20 protein-coding genes are annotated in these 20,021 nt (G+C 67.1%); 8 read left to right on the forward strand and 12 right to left on the reverse strand.

The features are described 5' to 3' along the window. Nucleotides 1–193: 193 nt before the first annotated feature. Genes DBV14_RS24480 through DBV14_RS24505 form a run of 6 tightly spaced genes read left to right on the forward strand, consistent with a single transcriptional unit; the run spans nt 194 to nt 6,177 of the window. Complete coding sequence (locus DBV14_RS24480; protein WP_124462989.1) at nt 194–1,384, forward strand: amino acid ABC transporter substrate-binding protein; 1,191 nt, start codon at nt 194–196, stop codon at nt 1,382–1,384. A 4-nt stretch (nt 1,385–1,388) separates the two neighbouring features. Continuing rightward, nucleotides 1,389–2,267 (forward strand): branched-chain amino acid ABC transporter permease, encoded by an 879-nt coding sequence (locus DBV14_RS24485; RefSeq protein ID WP_124462991.1) that lies wholly within the window; start codon nt 1,389–1,391, stop codon nt 2,265–2,267. Then, nucleotides 2,264–3,217: a branched-chain amino acid ABC transporter permease gene (locus tag DBV14_RS24490; RefSeq protein WP_124462993.1), complete on the forward strand. Its 954-nt coding sequence runs from the start codon at nt 2,264–2,266 to the stop codon at nt 3,215–3,217. Before DBV14_RS24485 ends, DBV14_RS24490 begins: the two co-directional genes overlap by 4 nt. Further along, on the forward strand, nt 3,210–3,968 hold the full coding sequence (locus DBV14_RS24495) for an ABC transporter ATP-binding protein (protein ID WP_124462995.1): 759 nt from the start codon (nt 3,210–3,212) through the stop codon (nt 3,966–3,968). Before DBV14_RS24490 ends, DBV14_RS24495 begins: the two co-directional genes overlap by 8 nt. Continuing rightward, on the forward strand, nt 3,965–4,681 hold the full coding sequence (locus tag DBV14_RS24500) for an ABC transporter ATP-binding protein (protein ID WP_124462997.1): 717 nt from the start codon (nt 3,965–3,967) through the stop codon (nt 4,679–4,681). Before DBV14_RS24495 ends, DBV14_RS24500 begins: the two co-directional genes overlap by 4 nt. A gap of 44 nt (nt 4,682–4,725) precedes the next feature. Next, nucleotides 4,726–6,177 (forward strand): aldehyde dehydrogenase, encoded by a 1,452-nt coding sequence (locus DBV14_RS24505; RefSeq protein WP_124462999.1) that lies wholly within the window; start codon nt 4,726–4,728, stop codon nt 6,175–6,177. Between the two features lie 45 nt (nt 6,178–6,222). Here DBV14_RS24505 and DBV14_RS24510 read toward each other — a convergent pair whose 3' ends face one another. From DBV14_RS24510 to DBV14_RS24550, 9 genes are all read right to left on the reverse strand, one after another. Beyond that, the gene (locus tag DBV14_RS24510) at nt 6,223–6,558 is read right to left on the reverse strand and encodes a DUF3325 domain-containing protein (RefSeq protein WP_124463001.1); all 336 of its coding nucleotides are present in this window, start codon (nt 6,556–6,558) and stop codon (nt 6,223–6,225) included. A gap of 4 nt (nt 6,559–6,562) precedes the next feature. Beyond that, nucleotides 6,563–8,245: a PepSY domain-containing protein gene (locus DBV14_RS24515; RefSeq protein ID WP_124463003.1), complete on the reverse strand. Its 1,683-nt coding sequence runs from the start codon at nt 8,243–8,245 to the stop codon at nt 6,563–6,565. Nucleotides 8,246–8,269: 24 nt separating this feature from the next. Further along, nucleotides 8,270–8,566: an iron uptake protein gene (locus tag DBV14_RS24520; RefSeq protein WP_124463005.1), complete on the reverse strand. Its 297-nt coding sequence runs from the start codon at nt 8,564–8,566 to the stop codon at nt 8,270–8,272. A gap of 121 nt (nt 8,567–8,687) precedes the next feature. Beyond that, nucleotides 8,688–9,317, reverse strand: a complete 630-nt coding sequence (locus tag DBV14_RS24525) for a hypothetical protein (RefSeq protein WP_124463007.1) — start codon at nt 9,315–9,317, stop codon at nt 8,688–8,690. After that, nucleotides 9,317–10,906, reverse strand: coding sequence for a VWA domain-containing protein (locus tag DBV14_RS24530; RefSeq protein ID WP_260397213.1), 1,590 nt, complete (start codon nt 10,904–10,906; stop codon nt 9,317–9,319). Before DBV14_RS24530 ends, DBV14_RS24525 begins: the two co-directional genes overlap by 1 nt. Further along, nucleotides 10,903–12,156 carry a toxic anion resistance protein gene (locus tag DBV14_RS24535; RefSeq protein WP_124463010.1) on the reverse strand — a complete coding sequence of 418 codons (1,254 nt, stop codon included), beginning with the start codon at nt 12,154–12,156 and terminating at the stop codon, nt 10,903–10,905. The genes DBV14_RS24530 and DBV14_RS24535 overlap by 4 nt, the downstream gene beginning before the upstream one ends. A gap of 17 nt (nt 12,157–12,173) precedes the next feature. Further along, nucleotides 12,174–13,298 carry a hypothetical protein gene (locus DBV14_RS24540; RefSeq protein WP_124463012.1) on the reverse strand — a complete coding sequence of 375 codons (1,125 nt, stop codon included), beginning with the start codon at nt 13,296–13,298 and terminating at the stop codon, nt 12,174–12,176. A gap of 69 nt (nt 13,299–13,367) precedes the next feature. Further along, nucleotides 13,368–14,687: an aminotransferase class V-fold PLP-dependent enzyme gene (locus DBV14_RS24545; protein WP_124463014.1), complete on the reverse strand. Its 1,320-nt coding sequence runs from the start codon at nt 14,685–14,687 to the stop codon at nt 13,368–13,370. Between the two features lie 4 nt (nt 14,688–14,691). Next, the gene (locus DBV14_RS24550; RefSeq protein ID WP_124463016.1) at nt 14,692–15,594 is read right to left on the reverse strand and encodes an amino acid ABC transporter substrate-binding protein; all 903 of its coding nucleotides are present in this window, start codon (nt 15,592–15,594) and stop codon (nt 14,692–14,694) included. 142 nt (nt 15,595–15,736) lie between these two features. Here DBV14_RS24550 and DBV14_RS24555 point away from each other — a divergent pair, with 142 nt between their 5' ends. Next, nucleotides 15,737–16,672, forward strand: a complete 936-nt coding sequence (locus tag DBV14_RS24555; RefSeq protein ID WP_124463032.1) for a LysR family transcriptional regulator — start codon at nt 15,737–15,739, stop codon at nt 16,670–16,672. Here DBV14_RS24555 and DBV14_RS24560 read toward each other — a convergent pair. The 3 genes from DBV14_RS24560 to DBV14_RS24570 all read right to left on the reverse strand — a co-directional run bounded on the left by DBV14_RS24560 (nt 16,614) and on the right by DBV14_RS24570 (nt 17,975). Further along, nucleotides 16,614–17,243, reverse strand: coding sequence for a shikimate kinase (locus DBV14_RS24560; RefSeq protein WP_124463018.1), 630 nt, complete (start codon nt 17,241–17,243; stop codon nt 16,614–16,616). The two genes, DBV14_RS24555 and DBV14_RS24560, sit on opposite strands and share 59 nt — an antisense overlap. Before the next feature lie 23 nt (nt 17,244–17,266). Next, nucleotides 17,267–17,689, reverse strand: a complete 423-nt coding sequence (locus tag DBV14_RS24565; RefSeq protein ID WP_124463019.1) for a hypothetical protein — start codon at nt 17,687–17,689, stop codon at nt 17,267–17,269. A 100-nt stretch (nt 17,690–17,789) separates the two neighbouring features. After that, complete coding sequence (locus tag DBV14_RS24570) at nt 17,790–17,975, reverse strand: hypothetical protein (protein ID WP_124463021.1); 186 nt, start codon at nt 17,973–17,975, stop codon at nt 17,790–17,792. Nucleotides 17,976–18,376: 401 nt separating this feature from the next. Between DBV14_RS24570 and DBV14_RS24575 the strand changes: the two genes are divergently transcribed. Then, nucleotides 18,377–19,948, forward strand: coding sequence for a BBE domain-containing protein (locus DBV14_RS24575; RefSeq protein WP_124463023.1), 1,572 nt, complete (start codon nt 18,377–18,379; stop codon nt 19,946–19,948). Nucleotides 19,949–20,021: the final 73 nt, after the last annotated feature.

The following is a 20,021-nucleotide window of genomic DNA, read 5'->3' on the forward strand; positions in this document are numbered from 1 at the left end:
ACGAAAGATTTCAACACGAAGCCGGGGTGCCGCGCATTGTGAAGCGCCTTCGCGGCCCAAGGGATTGCGGGTTAACCACTAGGCGCCTGCACGCTGCGTCAAGTGCTTTGTGCGCGGGGGGCACAGCACCCGAAGGCCCGCGTTTCTACGATCCCTGCAGCGGGCGCATACCGACGCCCCACAGGAGACCTGAATGCTTCACCCCAACCGCCGCCACTGGATCAAGGGCACCGCCACCGCGCTTGGCGCGGCCGCCGTTGCACCGCAACTGTTCGCGCAGGGCGCGCCCGTTCGCATCGGCTACGCCATCGCGCGCACTGGCCCGTGGGCTGCCGGCGCGCAGGTCAGCCAGGAACCCAACTACCTGCTGTGGGCCGAGCAGGTGAACGCCGCCGGCGGCCTGTCGGTGAAGGGCGCCAGGCGCCCTATAGAGCTGATCGGCTACGACGATCGCAGCGAGACCGAGACCTGCGTGCGCACCTTCGAGAAGCTCATGGGCAGCGACAAGGTCGACCTGGTGCTGCCGCCCTGGGGTTCGGGCGCCAACTTCGCGGTGGCCCCGCTGGCCAACCGCTTCGGCTACCCGCTGCTGTCGCCCACCGCGCTGTCGCGCAAGCTGATCGACATGCGCCTGCCCTTCTTCTTCTCGCTGCTGCAGCAGCCCGACAAGATGATGGGCGCGCTGGTCGACATGCTGGTGGCGAACAACGTGAAGACCATTGCCATCGTCTACATGGACGACCTGTTCGGGCTGGAGAACTTTGCCGCGCTCAATGCCGCGCTGAAAAAGACCAGCATCCAGGTGCTCGAGCGCAAGAGCTACCCGCTGGGCGTGAAAGACCTGGCGCCGGTGCTGCGCACCATGAAGGACCTGAACCCCGACGCCTTCATCGGCATCACCTACCCGCCGGACACCATTCTTGCGAGCCGCCAGGCGCGCGAGGTGGGCTTCAACCCGAAGTATTTCTATGCGTCGGTGGGCACCGCCTTCCAGCTCTACAAGAACGTGATGGCGGCCAACACCGAAGGCGTGATCGGCATGGGCTCGTGGAACGGCAAGACCAGCCCCGAGGCCAAGGCCTACTTCGATGCGCACACCAAAAAGTTCGGCAAGGAACCCGACCGCTGGGCCAGCGGCCACGCATGGGCGGGGCTGCAGATTCTTCAGCAGGCGGTGGAGAAGGTGGGCCTGGACCGCAAGGCGCTGCGCGAGCAGATCGCGAAGAACGAGTTCAAGACCATCCTCGGCCCGATCCGTTTCGAGGGCAGCGAGAACGCCTCGATTCCCGGCACCGTCGCGCAATGGCAGGGCAGCGACTTCGAAGTGGTCTGGCCCAAGGACCGCGCCACCGCGCAACTGATGCCCAAGCCGGCCTGGAAATAAAGACGTGTCTCTTACTGGATGGGCCGAGCTTCTTGCCGGCGGATTGATCACGGGCGGCATCTACGCGCTGGTTGCCATCGGACTGAACCTGCAGTACGGGCTGATGCGCATCATGAACATCTCGCACGGCGAGTTCCTGATGCTGGGGGCCTTCCTGACATGGTGGGCGCACACGGCCCTCGGCATTTCGCCGCTGGTCTTCATGCCGGTGGCGTTCGCAGTGCTGATGGTGCTGGGCATGGCGGTGCACTGGCTGTGCTTTCGCCAGGTGGCGGCGCGCGCGCCGAACGTCGATGTGTTCGAGGCGCGCAGCCTGATGGTCGGCTTCGGGCTGATGTTCCTGGTGCAGAACACCGCCCTGCTGGTCTGGGGCGGCGACCTGCGCGGCTACGACTACCTGGCCGAGCCGGTGCAGTTCGGCGAGATGCGCTTCACGGCCAACAAGCTGGTGCTGTTCGGCGTGGCGCTGGCGCTGAGCATCGGGCTCATTGCGCTGCTCAAGCTCACGCTGCTGGGCAAGGCGGTGCGCGCGCTGATGCAGTCGCCCACCGGCGCGCAGCTCGTGGGCATCAACACGAAGCGGCTGCATCCGCTGATGTTCGGCATCGGCCTGGGCCTGTCGGGCGTGGCCGGCGCGCTGCTGTCGATGACCTACGAAATCTCTCCCTCGATGGGCGAGCCCTACACGGTGACGGCGCTGATCGTCATCACGCTCGGCGGCTTCGGCAGCATCGCGGGAAGCCTCGTCGGCGGCCTGCTGCTGGGCGTGGTGGAAGCGCTGGGCATGCACTACACGAGCCCCTCGCTCAAGATGCTGCTGTCGTATGCCGTGTTCATCGGCGTGCTGATCTGGCGGCCCAACGGACTGTTTTCCCGCAAATGACTTCCCCTCTCAAGAACCTGCGGACCCTGCAGGACAAGCCGTGGCGGGTGCTGGCCATCGGCCTTGCGCTGGCGGCCACCGTGCCGTGGATCGCGTCGGAGTTCATCGCCTCGGTGGCGCTGGGCTGCCTGATGTACATCGCGCTGGCCACCAGCTGGTCGCTGTTCTGCGGTGCCACGCGCTACCTGTCGCTGGCCACTTCGGCCTTCTTCGGGCTCGGTGCCTATGCCAGCGCCACGCTGCTCGACGTGCTGCCGTGGCCGCTGGTCATTTTGTGCGGCGCAGCCATTGCCAGCGCGGTGGCGGTGCTGATGGGCGCGGCCGTGCTGCACCTGCGCGGCACCTACTTCGCGGTGCTGACATTCGGCATGACGGAGCTGATCCGCCATGCCGTGACCTTCGTCGAAAAGCAGGTGTCGGGCACGGTCGGCCGCGTGCTCACCGTGGTGCCATCGAACGAGACGGTGTACCTCACGGTGCTGGCGATTGCGGGTGCGGCCATTGCCACGGCCTTGCTGGTCAAGCGCAGCCGCTTCGGGCTGGCGCTGGCCGGCATCGGTGCCGACGAGCAGCGCGCGCAGACGCTGGGCGTCGACACGCGCCGCGTCAAGGTGATGGGCTTCGCGCTCACCGCCGCGTTTGCCGGCGCAGTGGGCGCGGCCATGGCGGTGCGCTGGACCTACATCGACCCGCCGGCCGTGTTCAGCCCCTTCATCGGTTTCCAGACCGTGCTGATCGCGATGATCGGCGGGGCCGCCAGCATCGGCGGGCCGGTGGCCGCGGCCATCGTCTTCAGCCTGCTGGCCGAGACGCTGCGGCTGCAACTGCCCTACGGCTACATGATGGTGCTGGGGCTGCTGCTGATTCTTTGCGTGATGTACCTGCCGAACGGCCTGGCGTCGCTGTGGCAGCGCAAGGCGGCGGCATTGCGGAGGCACGGCCATGAATGACAGGCAACCGGCGCTGCTGCTCGAAGCCCGCGCGCTCACGGTGCGCTTCGGCGGCCTCACCGCCGTGGATGCGGTCAGCGCCACGCTGCATGCGGGCGAGCTGGTCGGCATCATCGGGCCGAACGGCGCGGGCAAGACGACCTTCTTCAATGCGATCTCGGGCGTGGTCATGCCGACCTCGGGCCAGTTGCTGGTCGAGGGCGGTGTCGATCTCACGCGGCGCGGGCCGCACCTGTACGCGGCGCACGGCATTGCGCGCACCTTCCAGACGCCGCGCGTCATGGCCGACATGACGCTCGAAGACAACGTGCGCTTCGGCATGCAGTTTGCGGGGCGCCATCGCGCACCCATCGCGGGGCTGGGCAGCACGGGCGAGATTCTGGACATGCTGGGCCTCGGCCATCTTGCGAAGAACACCGCGGCCGACGTGACGCCTTCGCAGCAGCGCCTGCTTGAAATCGGCATGGCGCTGGGCACCCGGCCGCGCGTGCTGCTGCTCGACGAAGTGGCGGCCGGCCTGACCGAAGCGGAAGTGGACGCGATGGCGCGGCGCATCCGCAAGCTGCGCGACGAACACGGCCTCACGGTGGTGTGGATCGAGCATGCGGTGGCCACGCTGCTCAAGTACGTCGAGCGCGTGCTGGTGCTGCACCAGGGCCGCAAGATCGCCGACGGCACGCCGGCCGAAGTGGTGCGCAATGCCGAGGTGGTCGAGGCTTACCTGGGCGACGAGATGGAGACCACGGCATGAGCACCACCGCAAGCCAACTGACCGTGCGCGGCCTCTGTGCGGGCTACAGCGGCTTCCAGGTCATCCAGGGCATGGACATCGACGTGACGCCCGGCATCACCGTCGTGCTCGGGCCCAACGGCGCGGGCAAGACCACGCTGCTGAAGGCGCTGGCGGGGCTGCTGCCGCGCACCGGCGAGGCACTGCTCGATGGCACCGCGTTGCCTTCGGGCGAAGCCACGGCCTGCGTACGCCGCGGCCTGGCGCTGGTGGCCGAGGGCCGCCAGTTGTTCCCGCAGATGACCGTCACCGAGAACCTCGAACTCGGCGGCTGGCTGCTGCCCGCGCGCCTGCGCGCCGAACGGCTGGTGCGTGCCTTCGACGACTTTCCGCGCCTGAAGGAACGCGCCACGCAACTGGCCGGCACCATGAGCGGCGGCGAGCAGCAGATGGTGGCGGTGGCGCGCGCCATGATGAGCGGGCCGCGCCTGCTGATGCTCGACGAACCCTCGCTCGGCCTGGCACCGCGCATGGTCGATGAGCTGCTGGCCATCGTGCGGCGCATCGCGGCGCAAGGCGTGACCGTGCTGATGGTCGAGCAGAACGTGCGCAAGGCGCTGCAGGCCGCCGACCGCGGCTACGTGCTCGAACGCGGCCGCGTCGTGGCCTCGGGCGAAGCACAGGCGCTGCTGCATTCCGACGTGGTGCGCCAGGCCTACCTGGGCGTTGCCTGACGCATCTCCCCTCCTCCTCCTCTTTTTTCGCAAGGACACACCCCATGACCGACATCTCCATGTTCATCGACGGCGAACGCCGCGCCGCCACCGGTGGCGCCACCTTCGAGCGCCGCAACCCGCTGGACGGCAAGGTCGCCACGCGCGCGCCCGCAGGCACGCCGGCCGATGCGGTCGCCGCCGTCGATGCCGCGCAGCGCGCCTTCGCCGAGTGGTCGCAGACCGGACCCGGTGCGCGCCGCGCGCTGCTGCTCAAAGCCGCGCATGCGCTCGAAGCGCGCGCCGATGCCTTCGTGCAGGCCATGGCGCGCGAGACCGGCGCCTCGGCGCTGTGGGCCGGCTTCAACGTGCACCTGGCGGCCGGCATCCTGACCGAAGCCGCGTCGCTCACCACGCAGATCAGCGGCGAGGTGATTCCATCGGACGTGCCGGGCAGCCTTGCCATGGGCGTGCGGCAGGCGGCCGGCGTGGTGGTCGGCATTGCGCCGTGGAACGCGCCGGTGATCCTGGCCACGCGCGCCATTGCCACGCCGCTGGCCTGCGGCAACACGGTGGTGCTGAAGGGCTCGGAGCTGTGCCCCGAGACGCACGCGCTCATCATCGAAGCGCTGGCCGAAGCCGGCCTGCCCAGGGGCGCGGTGAACTTCGTCACCAACGCACCGGCCGATGCGGGCGCCGTGGTCGAGGCCATGGTGGCGCACCCGGCCGTGCGCCGCGTCAACTTCACGGGCTCGACGCGCGTCGGCCGGCTCATTGCGCAGACCTGCGCCAGATACCTGAAGCCCGCCGTGCTGGAGCTCGGCGGCAAGGCGCCGTTCGTGGTGCTGGACGATGCCGACATCGACGCTGCGGTGAACGCCGCGATCTTCGGCTCGTTCGCCAACTCGGGCCAGATCTGCATGTCGACCGAGCGCATCGTGGTCGACAACGCGGTGGCCGATGAATTCGTTTCGAAGTTCGCCGCCCGCGCGCAGACCCTGCCGCTGGGCGATCCGCGCGAAGGCCCCGTGGTGCTGGGCTCGGTGGTCGACATGAGCACGGTCGAGCGCTGCAACGCGCTCATCGACGATGCGCTGGCCAGGGGCGCGAAGCTGGTGTGCGGCGGCAAGGCCACCAACACGCTGATGCCCGCGACCGTGCTCGACCACGTCACGCCGGCCATGCAGATCTACCACGAGGAATCGTTCGGCCCGGTGAAGGCGGTGGTGCGCGTCGATGGCGTCGAGAAGGCGGTGGCCACGGCCAACGACAACGCCTTCGGCCTGTCGTCGGCGGTGTTCGGCCGCGACGTGGCGCGCGCATGGAACGTGGCGCAGCGCATCGAAGCGGGCATCTGCCACGTGAACGGCCCGACGGTGCACGACGAGGCGCAGATGCCCTTCGGCGGCGTCAAGGCTTCGGGCTACGGACGCTTCGGCGGACGGGCCGGCGTGGAGGCGTTCACCGAGCTGCGCTGGATTACCGTGCAGACCACGCCGCGCCACTACCCGTTCTGAATCACAGCGTCACGCGAGCCACGCGGCGCCGGGCTGCGGCCCGCGCTACTTCTCCGAGGACGAGGAGGTGGCGGTGGCCGCGGGAATCCACGCCACCAGCGGGGCGAGCCAGCGCGGGCGCCAGCTGAGCGTGAACGTCACCACCAGCGCCGAGCTGGCGAGCGTCATGAACCAGACCAGCGAGGCCATCGAGACATGGTCCACGCGCAGGCACAGCACGAGCGAGCCGGCCAGGCAGGCGGCGCCCAGCACGCGCAGCAGCCGGGCCACTTGTTGCGGGCAATGCGCGTCGGCGCGCACCTGCGCCCAGTGCACGTCCATCGACAGCGCGAGAAAGCCCGCGCCGGCGATGCTGATGAGCAGTGCGATGAACAGGAGCATGGCGTCAGGCACGGGCGGCCGAGGTGTTGTCGTTGTCGGGTGTGGCCCGCACCGGCGCGATGACCGCCGCGGCAGCCCGGCGCTTGAGCACGCGCGCGGCCACGATGGCCAGCGCGGCACTCGCGAGCAACGAAAGATCGACACCGGCCACCGGCCAGTAGCCGGCACCGATGGTGCGCACGAGGTGATCGCCCGTGGTGATCCAGTTGAGCAGCACGGCGGCCACGGCCAGCACGGCCACGGTCCGGCACTGCTCCGCCCACGCGGGCGACAGGCGCCCTTCGGCGGTGGGCGCGGTGCGCCAGATGCCGTGCGCGAAGGCCAGCAGCCACGCGCCCAGGAAAATGCCCTTCTCCCAGCTGCCACGCATCGGCAGGTTGTCGGGGAGCAGCCGGTTGCCGATGAGCATGGCGAAGGTCGCGACCAGCAGGCCGGTGACCGTGGCGACCGCGCAGGCATCGACCCAGCGCGCGCCGCTCACGCCCTGCTTGGCGTGCTGGCGCTTGCGCTTTTCCACGAAGAAGATGAAGCCGGTGGCAATGCACGCGCAGCCCGAGAGCCCGCCGAGCACGTACAGCCAGCGCAGCATCCAGTGCTCGAAGTGCTGCAGGTGCAGGCCCGTGAGAAAGTCCACGACGCCGGCCACGACCGTGGGCGCCGGGTCTTCGCGGATCAGCTCGCCCGTGGCGCCCTTGAAATGAATGCCCTCGCCGGTGAGCGTGACGCGATCGCTGCCGGCGCGATAGACGCTGACATAGGCGTTGGCATCGTTCACGTGCTGCACCGTGAGCAGGCCCACCTCGCCCGCCACGCCTCGCGCGGCCCAGCGCCGCTTGGCGTCGGCCACCATGGCATCCACCGACGCCAGCGTGCCGGGAACGCCAGCGCGCTCGTGCGGGAGGCCGGTCTTCTGGGCGTCGAGTTTTTCGTGCAGCTCGTGCAGGGAATGCAGTTGGGTGTGCGTGACCGGAAAGTAGATGCCCGCAAAGACCACCAGGCCCGACAGCGCGAAGATGAAGTGAAAGGGCAGAGCCACCACGCCCGTCAGGTTGTGCAGGTCGAGCACGCTGCGCTGGATGTGCTTGGCCGGCCGGAAAGTAAACAGCTCGCGGAAGATCTTGCGATGCATCACCACGCCGCTCACCAGCGCGACCAGCATCACCATGGCCGCAAGGCCGACGATCCACATCCCCAGGTTCAGCCATTCGAGGTGAAGGCTGTAGTGCAGCGGATAGAAGAACTCGCTGCCGACCTTGAGCCGGTCGTCAGGCAGGGCCTTGCCGACGCGCGGATCGATGGTCCGCTGGCCGAAGACGCCATCGTCCGGGTCCTTGGCATTGGGCAGCGTGTAGCTCGTGAACAGGCTCAGCACCGGGTCGCGGTGGGTGGTGTAGGCAGCCCATTGCTTGGGGCCGAAGCTCGTGGCCATCGGCCCGTTCACGCGGCTGCGCGCCTGCTCGATGCTTTCGGCGGTCGGCTTGATGTCCTGGAAGATGGGCAGCAGCATGCGGTCGAAGGACGGCATGGGCTGCGGCTCGAAACGCGTCTGCGGAATGGCCCAGCGGTCGATCTCGCGGTCGAACACCGACAGCGAGCCGAAGAAGAAGACGACCATCAGAACGAAGCCGAGCGTCAGGCCGAACCAGGTATGCAGCCAGGCCATGGACAGCCGGAAGTTCTGAAACACGGGGAAGCTCCTGAAGAGAAAAGGTCAGAGCAGGGCGCGCTGCACGAGCGAGGCCGCCCCCGTCATCACGAGCCCGCCACCCAGCAGCACCAGCCACACACGGGTCAGGCTGCTCGCTGCAAAGGCCCAGAGGAACGCGACGAGAAACACGAGAAAGGCCAGCATGCTGCTGAGCGATTCGGCGTCGTGGAATGGCATGCCCGCACTGAACAGCAGGCCGACGCCCAGGGCAATGAAGCCCCAGCAGAACACGTAGCTGCCCAGCACACCGGCGGCAATGCGGGAGACAACGTGGACAGCGGACGCAGCACTTCGGGCCATGGCTTGGAGTTCGGACGGATCGCGCAAGCGACTCAAATGGGAATTGATCGCATTATCCCCGAGGTGCCCGCCCGTCCGGGCGAACAACCCTATGCCGACCCCGTGTCTTGCGGCGGCCGGCCTACCCCACCAGGAAATCGGGCTGGCGGAATTTCTTTTCGAGGAACTGCCCGTTGGCCACCAGCGCGGCCGCGTCGCTCGATGCCACGTTGGCGACGATCTCGCGCAGCTTGGCGTCGAGCAGGCCCAGCTGTTCGCCGAGCAGCTGGCGCGCGGTCTTGCCGTCTTTCACCGCATGGGTGATGCGAAAGGCGGGCGGCAGCGCGACGTAGTTGGCCAGTGTTTCGGGCAGGTAGCGCAGCACGGTCTCGCGCACGGTGAACAGGTCGTCGCCATTCGAGCGGTCGCCCACCAGCCGCGGCAGCACCTCGCCCACCGAGCCGCGCACGCTGTCGAGGCTCTTGCGCATGTCTTCGGTCAGGTGCGGCTGCGCCTGCGCGACCACGTGGTCCAGGCGCTCCAGCGTCTGCTCGATGCTCAGGCTGTCTTCGATGCGGCGCTCCAGCTCGGGCGCCTTGCGGCCCAGCAGCAAGCCGGCCACGTACAGGCCGGCGGTAATGAGCAGCCAGCCGCGGTCGATGAAGCCGGCGAACAGCAGGGCCGGCCCGAGCAGCGCCAGCGCGCAGCCCAGGATGTTGGCGTTGCCGTACAAGAACAGCAGCGCCCGCAGTTTCAGCGAACGCTCCGGCATCACTGGTAGCCCCGGATTTCCTTGAACACCTGGCCCAGTTGCAGCTTGCGGCCATCGAACTCGCGCCCGCCCGAGAGCTGCGCGATCTGCTGCATCTCGGACGCATTGGCCTCGCCGAACAGAATCGGGAAGATGCGCGCCGGCAGGCCCTTCGCATAGCGCTCGCGAAACTCGTGCAGCTTCAGGCCCGAGTTGTTCTCGCCGTCGGTCAGCAGCACGATGCTGACGAAGCGGTCGGGCTCGCGCAGTTGCTCCTGGCGCGCCAGCTCTTCGGCGGCAGCCAGCGCGGAATAGATCGCGGTGCCGCCGTTGGCCGTCATGGCGTCGGCCTGCATGCGCAGCTCTGTGCGCGCGCTGTCGATGCGGTCGCCTTCGAAGCGCACCCACACCGGCGCCGACACCTCGGTGGCAAAGGGGATCAGCACCACGCGTTCGCGGCTCTGGAAGGCGCTGTAGCGCGCGCTGGCGGTGTTGGCATCGGCGCCCGACAGCAGCTTGAGCGCCTCGCGCATCGACGCCAGCCGCTTGCCGGCCATCGAGCCGCTGAGGTCGAGCACGAAGATCGACGTGGCGGGCTTGCGCCATTGCGACTGGTAGGTGCCGAGCACCGCGTCGATCACTTCCAGCCGGTTGGGAAAACCCAGTTCGGCCACGGCGGCGGTGGGCAGCGCACTGGCCGCGGCCACCTCGGGATTGGCGGGGCGCAGGAACGCGGCCGACAGCGCATCGCGCTGGAACGGCACGGCCTTGAGCGTGGCCACCAGCTGCGTGTAGGCCTCGCGCTTGCCGGCGTCGAGCAGCATCAGCGGGTAGTCGGCGGAGATCATGCCGTCGCGCGGGTAGATCAGCGTGAGCTGGTCGGCGGCCGGCAATTTCTCGTTGGCGCGCAGGATCACGGCCTCGTAGTTCACCATCGCGTCGATGGCCGACGGGTCCTTGATGTACGCCTCGGCCAGCCAGCCCGAGCTGCCGGCCGTGAGCTTCTGGCCCGACAGAAAGGCCTTCAGCGTCTTGCCGTCGACGTCTTGCGCGCCCAGGTCCTCGGTCTTGCCGGCCAGCGCGGACGCCACGGCAAACAGCGCGCTCATGCCGGTGTTGGAGCTGGTGGCATTGGTCATGCCGTAGCGCAGCTGGCCCGTGCTCGCGGCCTTGGCAATCTCGGCCCAGCCGGGCGCGCGCTTGTTCCAGCCCAGCTGCGCGGCCTTGGCGCTTTTCACGCCGAGCGCAATGCGCGAATAGAACAGCTTGTCGCGCGCCAGCGGCTTGGCCTGCAGCGCGAGCGCGGGGTACGCGCCGTTGGGCGGCAGGATGGCGTCGAAGTGCTCGCCGGCGTTGATGCGTTCGACGATGTCCAGCGTGCCGGCGTACGACAGCTTCACGTCCACGCCCGCCGCCTTGGCGGCAGCGACGATGGGCGCTTCGAGGTCCTTGAGCTCCGAGCCCGCGAGGATGGTGAAGGCGGCGTCCGATGCCGCCGCCGGTGCGCCGTTGGAGGCCTGCGCGGCCTGCTGCGGCTCGCAACCCGCAAGAAAGCCCATCGCCAGCAGCGCGATGGCCAGCAGCCAGCGCATGCGCGGCAACAGGCTCACAGCGCGACCTCGCCGCGCGGCTGCTGCATGGCCTCGGTGGTTTCCTGGCGGCGCACGCGGTCCAGGTAGGTGCGGCTCTTGGCGACTTCGTTGGTCAGCGTGTCGACCGTGGTCTGCATGGAGTCGAGCGCCTTGCTCTTGAAGTCCGCGATGGTGTCCATGGTCTGGTAGATGTTGGCAAAGGCCTGCTGCAGCTTGGCGATCTCGATGGTGCTGGAGGCCGCCTGCTGGTGGATGGCGCTGCTCTGGTCGCGCAGCATTTCGCTGGTGCTGGCGATCAGGTTGCCGGTGGTGGCGTTCAGCGCGCTGATCTGGTCGAGCACCAGCTTCTGGTTCGACAGCGCCTGCGCCACGATGACGGCGGTGCGCAGCGCGGCCACGGTGGTGGTGGTGGCGCGGTCCACGCCCTTCATCAGCTCCAGGTTGTTCTTGCGGATCATGTCCAGCGCCAGGTAGCCCTGGATGTTCACCGCCAGCTGCGTCAGCAGGTCGGTGACCTTCTGGCGCGAATAGAACAGCATTTCTTCGCGCACCACGCGGGCCTTCTCAGGGTCGGTGGCGTCGAGCTCGCGCGCCTTCACGTCGAGCCGGCTGTCGAGGGCCTTGCCGATGTGCACGTATTTCTCGAGCCGCTCCATCAGCGTCCAGAGGTTGACCTTTTCCTGCTCGATGGCGGTGTTGTCGCGCAGCAGTTCGTCCTTGCCGCGCTTGAGCGATTCGATGATCGCGTTCAGGTGCGTCTGCGACGACTGGTAGCGCTCGAAGTACGCCAGCAGCTTGTTGCCCAGTGGAATGATGCCCAGCAGCTTGCGCGCCGAGAACAGGTCGCCCTGCTTCGACGGATCGAGGTCTTCCACCTGGTGGCGCAGGTCGATCAGCGACTGGCCGATCTGCGCGCCCTTGTCGAACAGGCCGTTGCGCAGCGAACCCACGGGCCGGTCGAGCATGCGGTTGGACACCGAGGCCGAGGCCTCGATGTCCTTGTTGCCCATCGCGTGGATGCGCTCCACGGCTTCCTTGAACTGCGGATGCTGGCTGTCGTGCTGCGTGATGTCGTCGATGAAGCGCGCCACCTGCGCATCGAGCTCGGCCACGTCTTCCGGCTTCAGGCGCACCTTGCCGCTGGCGGACTCCACCGGCACCACGGCCACGGCGGCCGGCGGCTCGAGCGTGAAGGCCTGCGGCGGCTGGAGTTCGACCGGTGCGGGGGCCGTGGTGCTGGTGTTCGTTGCAGTGACGGGCACGTTCATGAGGGTTCCTTGATTCATTACTTGAAGCGGGCTTCGATGCCCACGGTCATTCGTTCGAGCCACTCGAAGCTGGGCGGATCGATCACGTCGACCAGCACGTCGGGCACCTTCACGCCGCGCGCGGCCCAGGTCTCGGGGCCCTTGGTGTCGCCGCCGGTGCGGTAGCCGTATTCGTGCGCCAGCTCGCGCAGCGCCGCATCGTTCTCGAGTGCCGCGCCGAGCCGCACGCCGCCCGGCGTGTAGGGCACCAGCACGTGCTTGGAGAACACGGTGGGCTTGGGGTAGAGCAGCACCATGTCGCTCTTGAGGCGGTCGGGGTTCTTCAGCCAGAACTCGACCATCTGCGATTCGTAGGCCACCAGCAGCGGCGCCTTGCCCATGCCGAGCGCGAGATAGTCTTCGAACGGGCCGGCCGACGACTGCTCCTGGAAGCCCTGGCGCAGGAACAGCGGCGCCACCACCGGCATCACGCGGTCGACGTCTTCCTGGCTCTGCACGATCTGCTGGCTGTTGGCCAGGTAGCTCGCCAGCGCGAGGTACATCGCGGCCGAGTTGGAGGTGCGAACGTCGGTCGAGTTGATGAGCAGCGACTTGCTGGTGGAAAAGGCGTTGCTGGCCTTGAGCTCTTTCCAGCGCGTGCCCTTCTCGATCATGGCCATCAGGCCCGGCAGGTCGACCACGTAGTAGAAGTCGCCCTGCTTTTGCGCGATGCCGTTGGCCACCAGAATCTCGGCGATGGGCCGCCAGCTGGCCAGCACGATGGGCGTGTAGAACGGATTGAAGACGTTCGGCGCCTTGGCCAGCGACTTGAGCTGCGCCGCCGCGGGCGCGCCCGAGGGAAAGCCGAAGTCGAACTTGCTGGCGTCGTAGCGGCTGGCAATGGCCCGCGAGCCGGCCTTCTCGACCGTGACGGTGATGCCCTGCGCGGCCAGCGCCTTCTGCACGCGCGCATCGGCGAAGAAGGCTTCTTTCTCGGAGCCGATCAGGCCACGCAGCGTGACCTGTTTTTCCTGCTCGATGCGCGCGGCGGCGGCAGTGGCCGATTCATCGTGCAGGCGGGTGTTGGAGTACCAGACACCGGACGCGACCGCCGCCAGCAGCACCACGGCCAGCACCGGCGCGATCAGCTTTCGAATTTCCAAATCTCATGCTCCTCAGGCCCTCTGTGATGGGGCTGAGAAACATGCTACTTACCGAATATGACAGTGCTGTCACACAGCGGTCGCAATGTCCTGCGTGACCTTCAGGAACCGCTCCACGTCGGCCATCGAATGGCAGTGCAGCGGCGAGACGCGCACCGTGCCTTCGAGCCCGAAGGACTCGAGCATGCGCTTCGAATAGATGCTGGTTGCCACGCGCTCGTACACCGTGACGCCGCGCTTGCCGTACTCGACCACCGCCTGCGTGCAGTCGATGCGGTCGAAGCCGATGCCCAGGATCAGGTCGCGCCGGGTCAGGTCTTCGTGGTCGAGGAACACTTCCACGCCGCGCATCTCTCGCAGCCCGGTGGCGTTGCCGGTGCCGTCGAGCAGCGCTGCGAGCAATGCGCGCTCGTGCAGCTCGATGTGACCGATGCCCGCGACGAACAGGGCACGGCGGTCCGTGGCACCGGTGGCACCGGTGGCATCGATGGCATCGATGAATTGCCCGCCGATCCAGCACACGTAGTCGACGATCTCCGTGAGCGCCGCGAACTGCCACGGCGCGGAACTGCCCAGGTCCCAGAAGTCCGGCTTCTTGCCCGCGAGCTTGTGGTGCGGCAGCACGGCCGCGCGCTCGGACACCCACGACAGGCCCGAACCGCGGCAGCCGAAGAACTTGTAGGGCGCGAGGTTGATGCCATCGACCGGCGTCTTCTGCAGGTCGATGAGGCCGTGCGGCGCATGCTGCACGGCGTCCACCAGGATGTACAGGTCGGGCTTGATGGCGCGCGCGCGCCGCACGATCTCGGCCATGTCGAGCTTGGCGCCCGAGATGTTCGAGGCGTAGATCACGTTGAGCAGGCAGGTGTCCTTGTCGACAAGGCGCACGATCTCTTCCACGTCGACGCCGCCCGTCACCGGGTTGCTCTTTGCCACGCGCAGCTCGCGGCCCAGCCGGTTGGCATAGAGGCTCATCGCGTCGAAGGCCGAGGGATGCTCGAGCACGGTGGTGACCATGTTCGTGCCCGGCACGTTCTCGGCGATGGCACGCACCATGTCGAACATGGCTCCCGATGCGGTAAGCGAGGCGTACACGCTGCCGCCCTGCGCATTGAGGATGGTGCGCAGGTCGTCGCCGGCCTTCGCCTGGATCTGCTGCAGCTCGACCGCGGTGGCGTGGATGCGCTCCGCGTTGTCGGGAATGGCATCGACCTGCGCAAAGCGCTCGGCCGCGGCCTTGAGCCGGAACGAGCCGCCGGCGTTGTCGAAGTACAGGCGCTCGCGGCCGTGGTGGTCGTGGTCGACGAGCAGGAAGCGCGCCTTCACCTCGCGCATCAGCGCATCGGAAAAGGCCAGGCCCCGGGGGTGGTTGTCGAGTGCGGACGCCATGTGCTCAGACGCCCTTGTTGTTGGGGTTCTTGTAGATCTCGCGCACCGCGTCCGACATCGGGAAATTCAGGTTCGCGTTCTTCGGCGGAATCGGCGACATGAACCACTTGGTGTACAGCTGCTCGATGGCGCCCGACTTCATGAGGCCGGTGACGGTTTCGTCGACCAGCGCCTTGAACTGCGGGTCGTCCTTGCGCAGCATGATGCCGTAGGGCTCCTGGCGCAGCGACTCCTTCAGCAGCTTGTATTCGCCGGGGTTGGTGGCGCTGGCGACCATGCCGGCCAGCTGCACGTCGTCCAGCACGTAGGCGTCGGCGCGGCCGGTGGACAGCAGCAGGAAACCGTCGGAGGTGTCCTTGCCGGCGATCTCGTTCACTTCGATGGTGCCGCTCTTGCGCGCACCGCGCAGCAGCTGGATCGAGGTGCTGCCCGAGACGGTGGCCACGTTCTTGCCGTTCAGGTCGGCCAGCACGTTGATGCCCGAGGCCTTCTTCACCGCGGCGGTGATGTTGGTCACGAAGTGGCTGGGCGCGAAGTCGACCTGCGCCTGGCGCTGCGTGGTGTTGGTGGTGGTGGCGCAGTCGAGGTCGACCGTGCCGTTCTGCAGCAGCGGAATGCGGTTGGTCGAGTTGAGCATGGTGTAGCGCACTTCGATCTTCGGCAGGCCCAGCTTCGCCTTGATGGCGTCGACGATCTTCAGGCAGATGTCGTTGGTGAAGCCGATGGGGGCGCTGTCGGCGCTGAGCTTGTACGAGAACGGGATCTGGCTGTCGCGCGCGCCGATCTGCACCGTGCCGCTCTCCTTGATCTTCTGCAGGGTGCCGCCGTCCTGGGCGCTGGCGACGCCGCAGGCGAAGACAAGGGCGAGGGCTGAAGCAAGACGCAGTTTGGGCAGTTTGAAGTCCATGGTGTGTTCCTTGGTTTGCAATGACGGTGGCCTGCCGCGAATCTTCTGCGTCTCGATGAATTTCTAAAAGCGATTTTTTGTGATCGAATCGCATGAATAAAAGTGTTCTTATGAGTCGTTTCCGCTGGAGACCCGCACCGTGATGACCTTCAAGCAGCTCGAAGCCCTGTACTGGATCGCCCAACTGGGCGGCTTTGCGCAGGCGGCCAACCAGCTGCACACCTCGCAGTCGGCCGTGTCCAAGCGGGTGCACGAGCTGGAGCTGCTGTTCGACACCGAGCTGTTCGACCGCAGCCAGCGCACCGCGCGCCTCACCGAAAAGGGCGAGGAGATGTTCGTGCTCGCCAAGAAGCTGCTGGAGCAGCGCGACGCGGCCGTGGAGCAGTTCGGCAAGCCCGGCGTGGTGGAGCGGCGCATCCGCATCGGCGTGACCGAGCTCACGGCCATGACATGGCTGCCGCGGCTGGTCGGGCTGATCCAGCAGCAATACCCGAAGGTGATTCTCGAACCCGACGTGGACGACAGCCTGCAGCTGCGCGACAAGCTGCTGGCCGACGAGCTCGACCTGGTCATCGTGCCCGACACCTTTGCCGACTCCCGCCTGCCGCACAAGACCATTGGCCGCGTGCGCAGCGCATGGATGTGCAAGCCCGGCGTGGTGCCGGCCAGCACCACCGCCGTGCGGCTGCACGAACTGGCGCGGCACCGCATGCTGGTGCAGGGCAACAACTCGGGCACCGGGCGCGCCTACGACGCATGGATGAAGGAACAGGGCGTGCAGCCCACCAACGTGATCGTCGTGAGCAACCTCGTGGCGCTGACCGGGCTCACCGTGTCGGGGCTGGGCGTGAGCTACCTGCCGCGCCAGTGCCTGGAGCCGCTGGTCGCGGCGGGCATGCTCGCGGTGATCGACGTGACGCCGGCCCTGCCGGTGGTGCGCTACGTGGCGATGCACAAGGGCGAGCATCGCAGCGCCCTCACGTCGTCGATCGTGATGCTGGCGCAGGAATGCTGCGACTTCACGCGGATGTTCCAGGCGCAGGCGGAAGAAGAGGATCGGGCGGCACCGAAGCCATAGCGGGTTCCGGCAGTGAACCGATGCGCTGCTTCACGAAGCGCTCGATCTGCGAGGCCGCCTGCAATGGCACTGCGTCACTGCGGAAGCGCTCGCACTGCAAGGCCATGAACAGCGGAAACCGCTGGCGTATGCGCGATTCTTCGCTCGCCCTGTCGCCTCGCAGGTAAGGCCGGGCCAACTGCCTTTGCACGATGGTTTCGACGCAGGGCTCCAGGTCGAAATGCGGGAGCAGCAGCACGGTCAATGCACTGCGCTCGATGCACTCGCGAGCCTGCGCATATCCGCTGTCCGCATCGATGGGGTACGTCATGAAGCCCGACGAAAGCGCGTACACGGTCGGCACGGTGAAAGCGCCGCGCACCTCCCGATGGACGGCCAGGTTGCGCCTTGCGTAGCCCAGGTAGCCATGGGTCGCCATGCACTCGGCGACATCGCCTTCGCGCGACATGAACTCCGCGTCGAGGTCCACGAAGGGCCAGCCGAGCAATCCGGCGAGTGCGCGCCCGACAGTGGTTTTTCCGGCGCCTCCGGGGCCGATGAGCTGGACGACGGGGAGCGTCCCGGCCTGCATGCGCCTGCCTGCCTGCCGACCGGTCAGAGCGAAATGAAGGCCGCCACCAGCAGCGCCCCGGCACCGACGATGGAAGCCACCGCGCCGACCATGTTGCCGAGGTAGACGAGCTTGCCCAGCCCCACTGCGCCATCGGACGACAACCCGCGCTGGCCCGAGATGGCCGCGAGCGGCGTGGAAACGCAGAAGCCGTAGGCCGACACGGTGAGTGAAACCGCGATGAGCCACGGCATCCACGCCGGCACGGCGAGCGAAGAAAGAACGGCCGCCGTCGCGAGCATCAGCGTCGCGCCGATGGGCAGGCTCAGGTGCGCGACGCGCCACGAATTGACGATGTGCGCCGCAGCTTCGCGCTTGATCGCCTTTGCATAGGGGGCACCCAGCAACAGTCCGAACAGGAGGACGATGGCGCCGTGAAAGACGAGATGCCGCGCTGCAGTGTGCATGGGGAGAAAGGGAGCGGTGGGTGAGGCTGCCGCATGCTACCTGCCTACCTACATACCTGACGGCCGGCGCGCCATTGCCGGTAGGCGCCTCTTGTGTCCACTACTCCCCGAAGCTGGGGCGCAAAGGCTCGGGGTGGCGTTGCCGGAGGACGAGCGACAGTTTCATGGCCAGGTCGCGCGCACCCGGCTCCCCGCGGGCCAAGGCTGCCAACGCTTCTTCGTAATCGTCGGTGAGCTTTTGCCACTGCTCGAAGTCGGCGCCCAGACCTTCCGCGTCCTTGTCCATCTGCGTTCCTGTCCTCGTGACCACCGCCCTGATTCCTGCGTCAGTTTGACTGATTTTTGACAAGAGCGTTAGAACTTTAGAAGTCCCCAATGGCGAAAGTCAGTATTCGCCTGGGCGGCGCCTCGGCATTTCGGGCAGCGCCATGCCGGTATCGGCCGCTGCCGACCAGCCTCCAGCTTCATGAAAATATATTTCACAAAGTCTGAAATTGACGGCAATATTGGCGATATCGCGTGAAATTCACTTCGATTCAAAGAAGTTAAGAAAAAATCTTTCAATTCGAAGCTGCCTTGGCATCGGATTCGCGCGAGGGAAAAGCACTGCGGTTCGTCGCCGAAAGCAGCGCGGCCCGTCTTTGTTTCCGGCTTCCACCGTCGCAAGACGTCCTTCAGAAAGTGCGCATGACCATCACCGTGACACGCCAGGATGCCCGCTACAACACCCTGAAAAAGGGCTTCAACCTGCGATGGCCTTCGACGGAATCGGACGCGGCATCGCGCATCGAGCTCGCGGAAAACGCCGCCGATGCCGCCGCGGCGCTGCAGCGCATCGTCGATGCGGGCCTGCGGCCCACGCTGCGCAGCGGTGGGCATTGCTATGAAGACTTCGTGTCGAACAACCCCGACGGCGCGATCCTCGACCTGAGCCTGCTGAACCGGGCGAATGCGGGCGGCAACGACGGCAGCGGCAACGACAACAGCAGCAACAACGCCACCACCAACGGGCGCTACCGCATCGGCCCCGGCACGCAGAACTGGAACGGCTACCTGGAGCTGTACAAGCACAGCAACGTCACGCTGCCCGGCGGCTCGTGCTATTCGGTCGGTGCCGGCGGGCACATCTGCGGCGGCGGCTACGGCTTGCTGTCGCGCCTGCAGGGCCTGACGGTCGACTGGCTCTCGGCGGTGGACATCCTGACGGTGGACTCGCGCGGCAAGGTGGTGCCGCGCACGGTGGACGCGCGCCGCGAGCCCGAACTGTTCCGCGCCTGCCGCGGCGCGGGCGGCGGCAACTTCGGCGCGATCACCAGCTACGTGTTCGACACCTTGCCGCCGGCGCCGAGAGAGGTGGCACTGGCCGTGGTCGCGTTCGACTGGGCCACCATGACGCCCGAGCGCTTCACCGCCCTGCTGACCACCTACGGCGACTACTGGGCAACGCGCGGCAAGTCCCCCGACACCTGGGGCATGTTTTCGCTGCTGAAGCTCACGCACCGCTCGTCGGGCCAGATCGTGATGCTGACGCAGTTCTGCAACCCCGACGGCACGTGCAACGACCTGACGGTGCTGAACGAGTTTCTCGACCGCTTTCGCGCCTGCGCACCGGTGCCGCTCAAAGGCCGGCCGCCGGGCGTGGGGCCGGCTCCGCAGCGCGATGCGGGGCAGTTGCTGTGCTCCAAGCCGCACACGGTGACGCGCTACGACTGGCTGACGGCGACGCAATATCTGAACGGCTCGGGCGACAACCAGCGCGGCAAGTACAAGTCGGCCTACATGAAGCAGAACTTCAGCGCCCGCGAGGCCCTGCGCATCTACACGCACCTGACGCGCGTGATGCCGGGGGTGGACCTGAGCCAGTCGTTGGTTCAGGTGGATTCGTATGGTGGTGCGATCAACAAGCCGGAGCGCATCGACGACACGGCGGTGCCGCAACGCGCATCGATCATGAAGCTGCAATACCAGACCTACTGGCGCAGCGCGAAGGACGACGCCGGCCATTTGCGCTGGATCAGCGATTTCTACCGCGACGTGTACGGCACGCCCGAAGTCCCCGAACGCTACGCGGGCACGCCCTACCCCGGCGAGCGCTACGAGGGGTGCTACATCAACTACCCGGACAACGACATGCTGGCGTACCCGTTCTGGTCGCAGCTGTATTACGGCGACCGAGGGCTCTACGGGTTCCTGCAGAAGGTGAAGCGCCGGTACGACCCGAACAACATCTTTCACCATGCCATGTCGGTGCGGCCTTGAGATGCCGCTCTGCTCGTCGCGTCGTGCCTTGGGTGCGTGGGTCCCGGGCTGCTGTTCAGGGCGACGCCCGCGC

The organism is Variovorax sp. KBW07, assembly GCF_003852515.1.
Taxonomy (GTDB): domain Bacteria; phylum Pseudomonadota; class Gammaproteobacteria; order Burkholderiales; family Burkholderiaceae_C; genus Variovorax.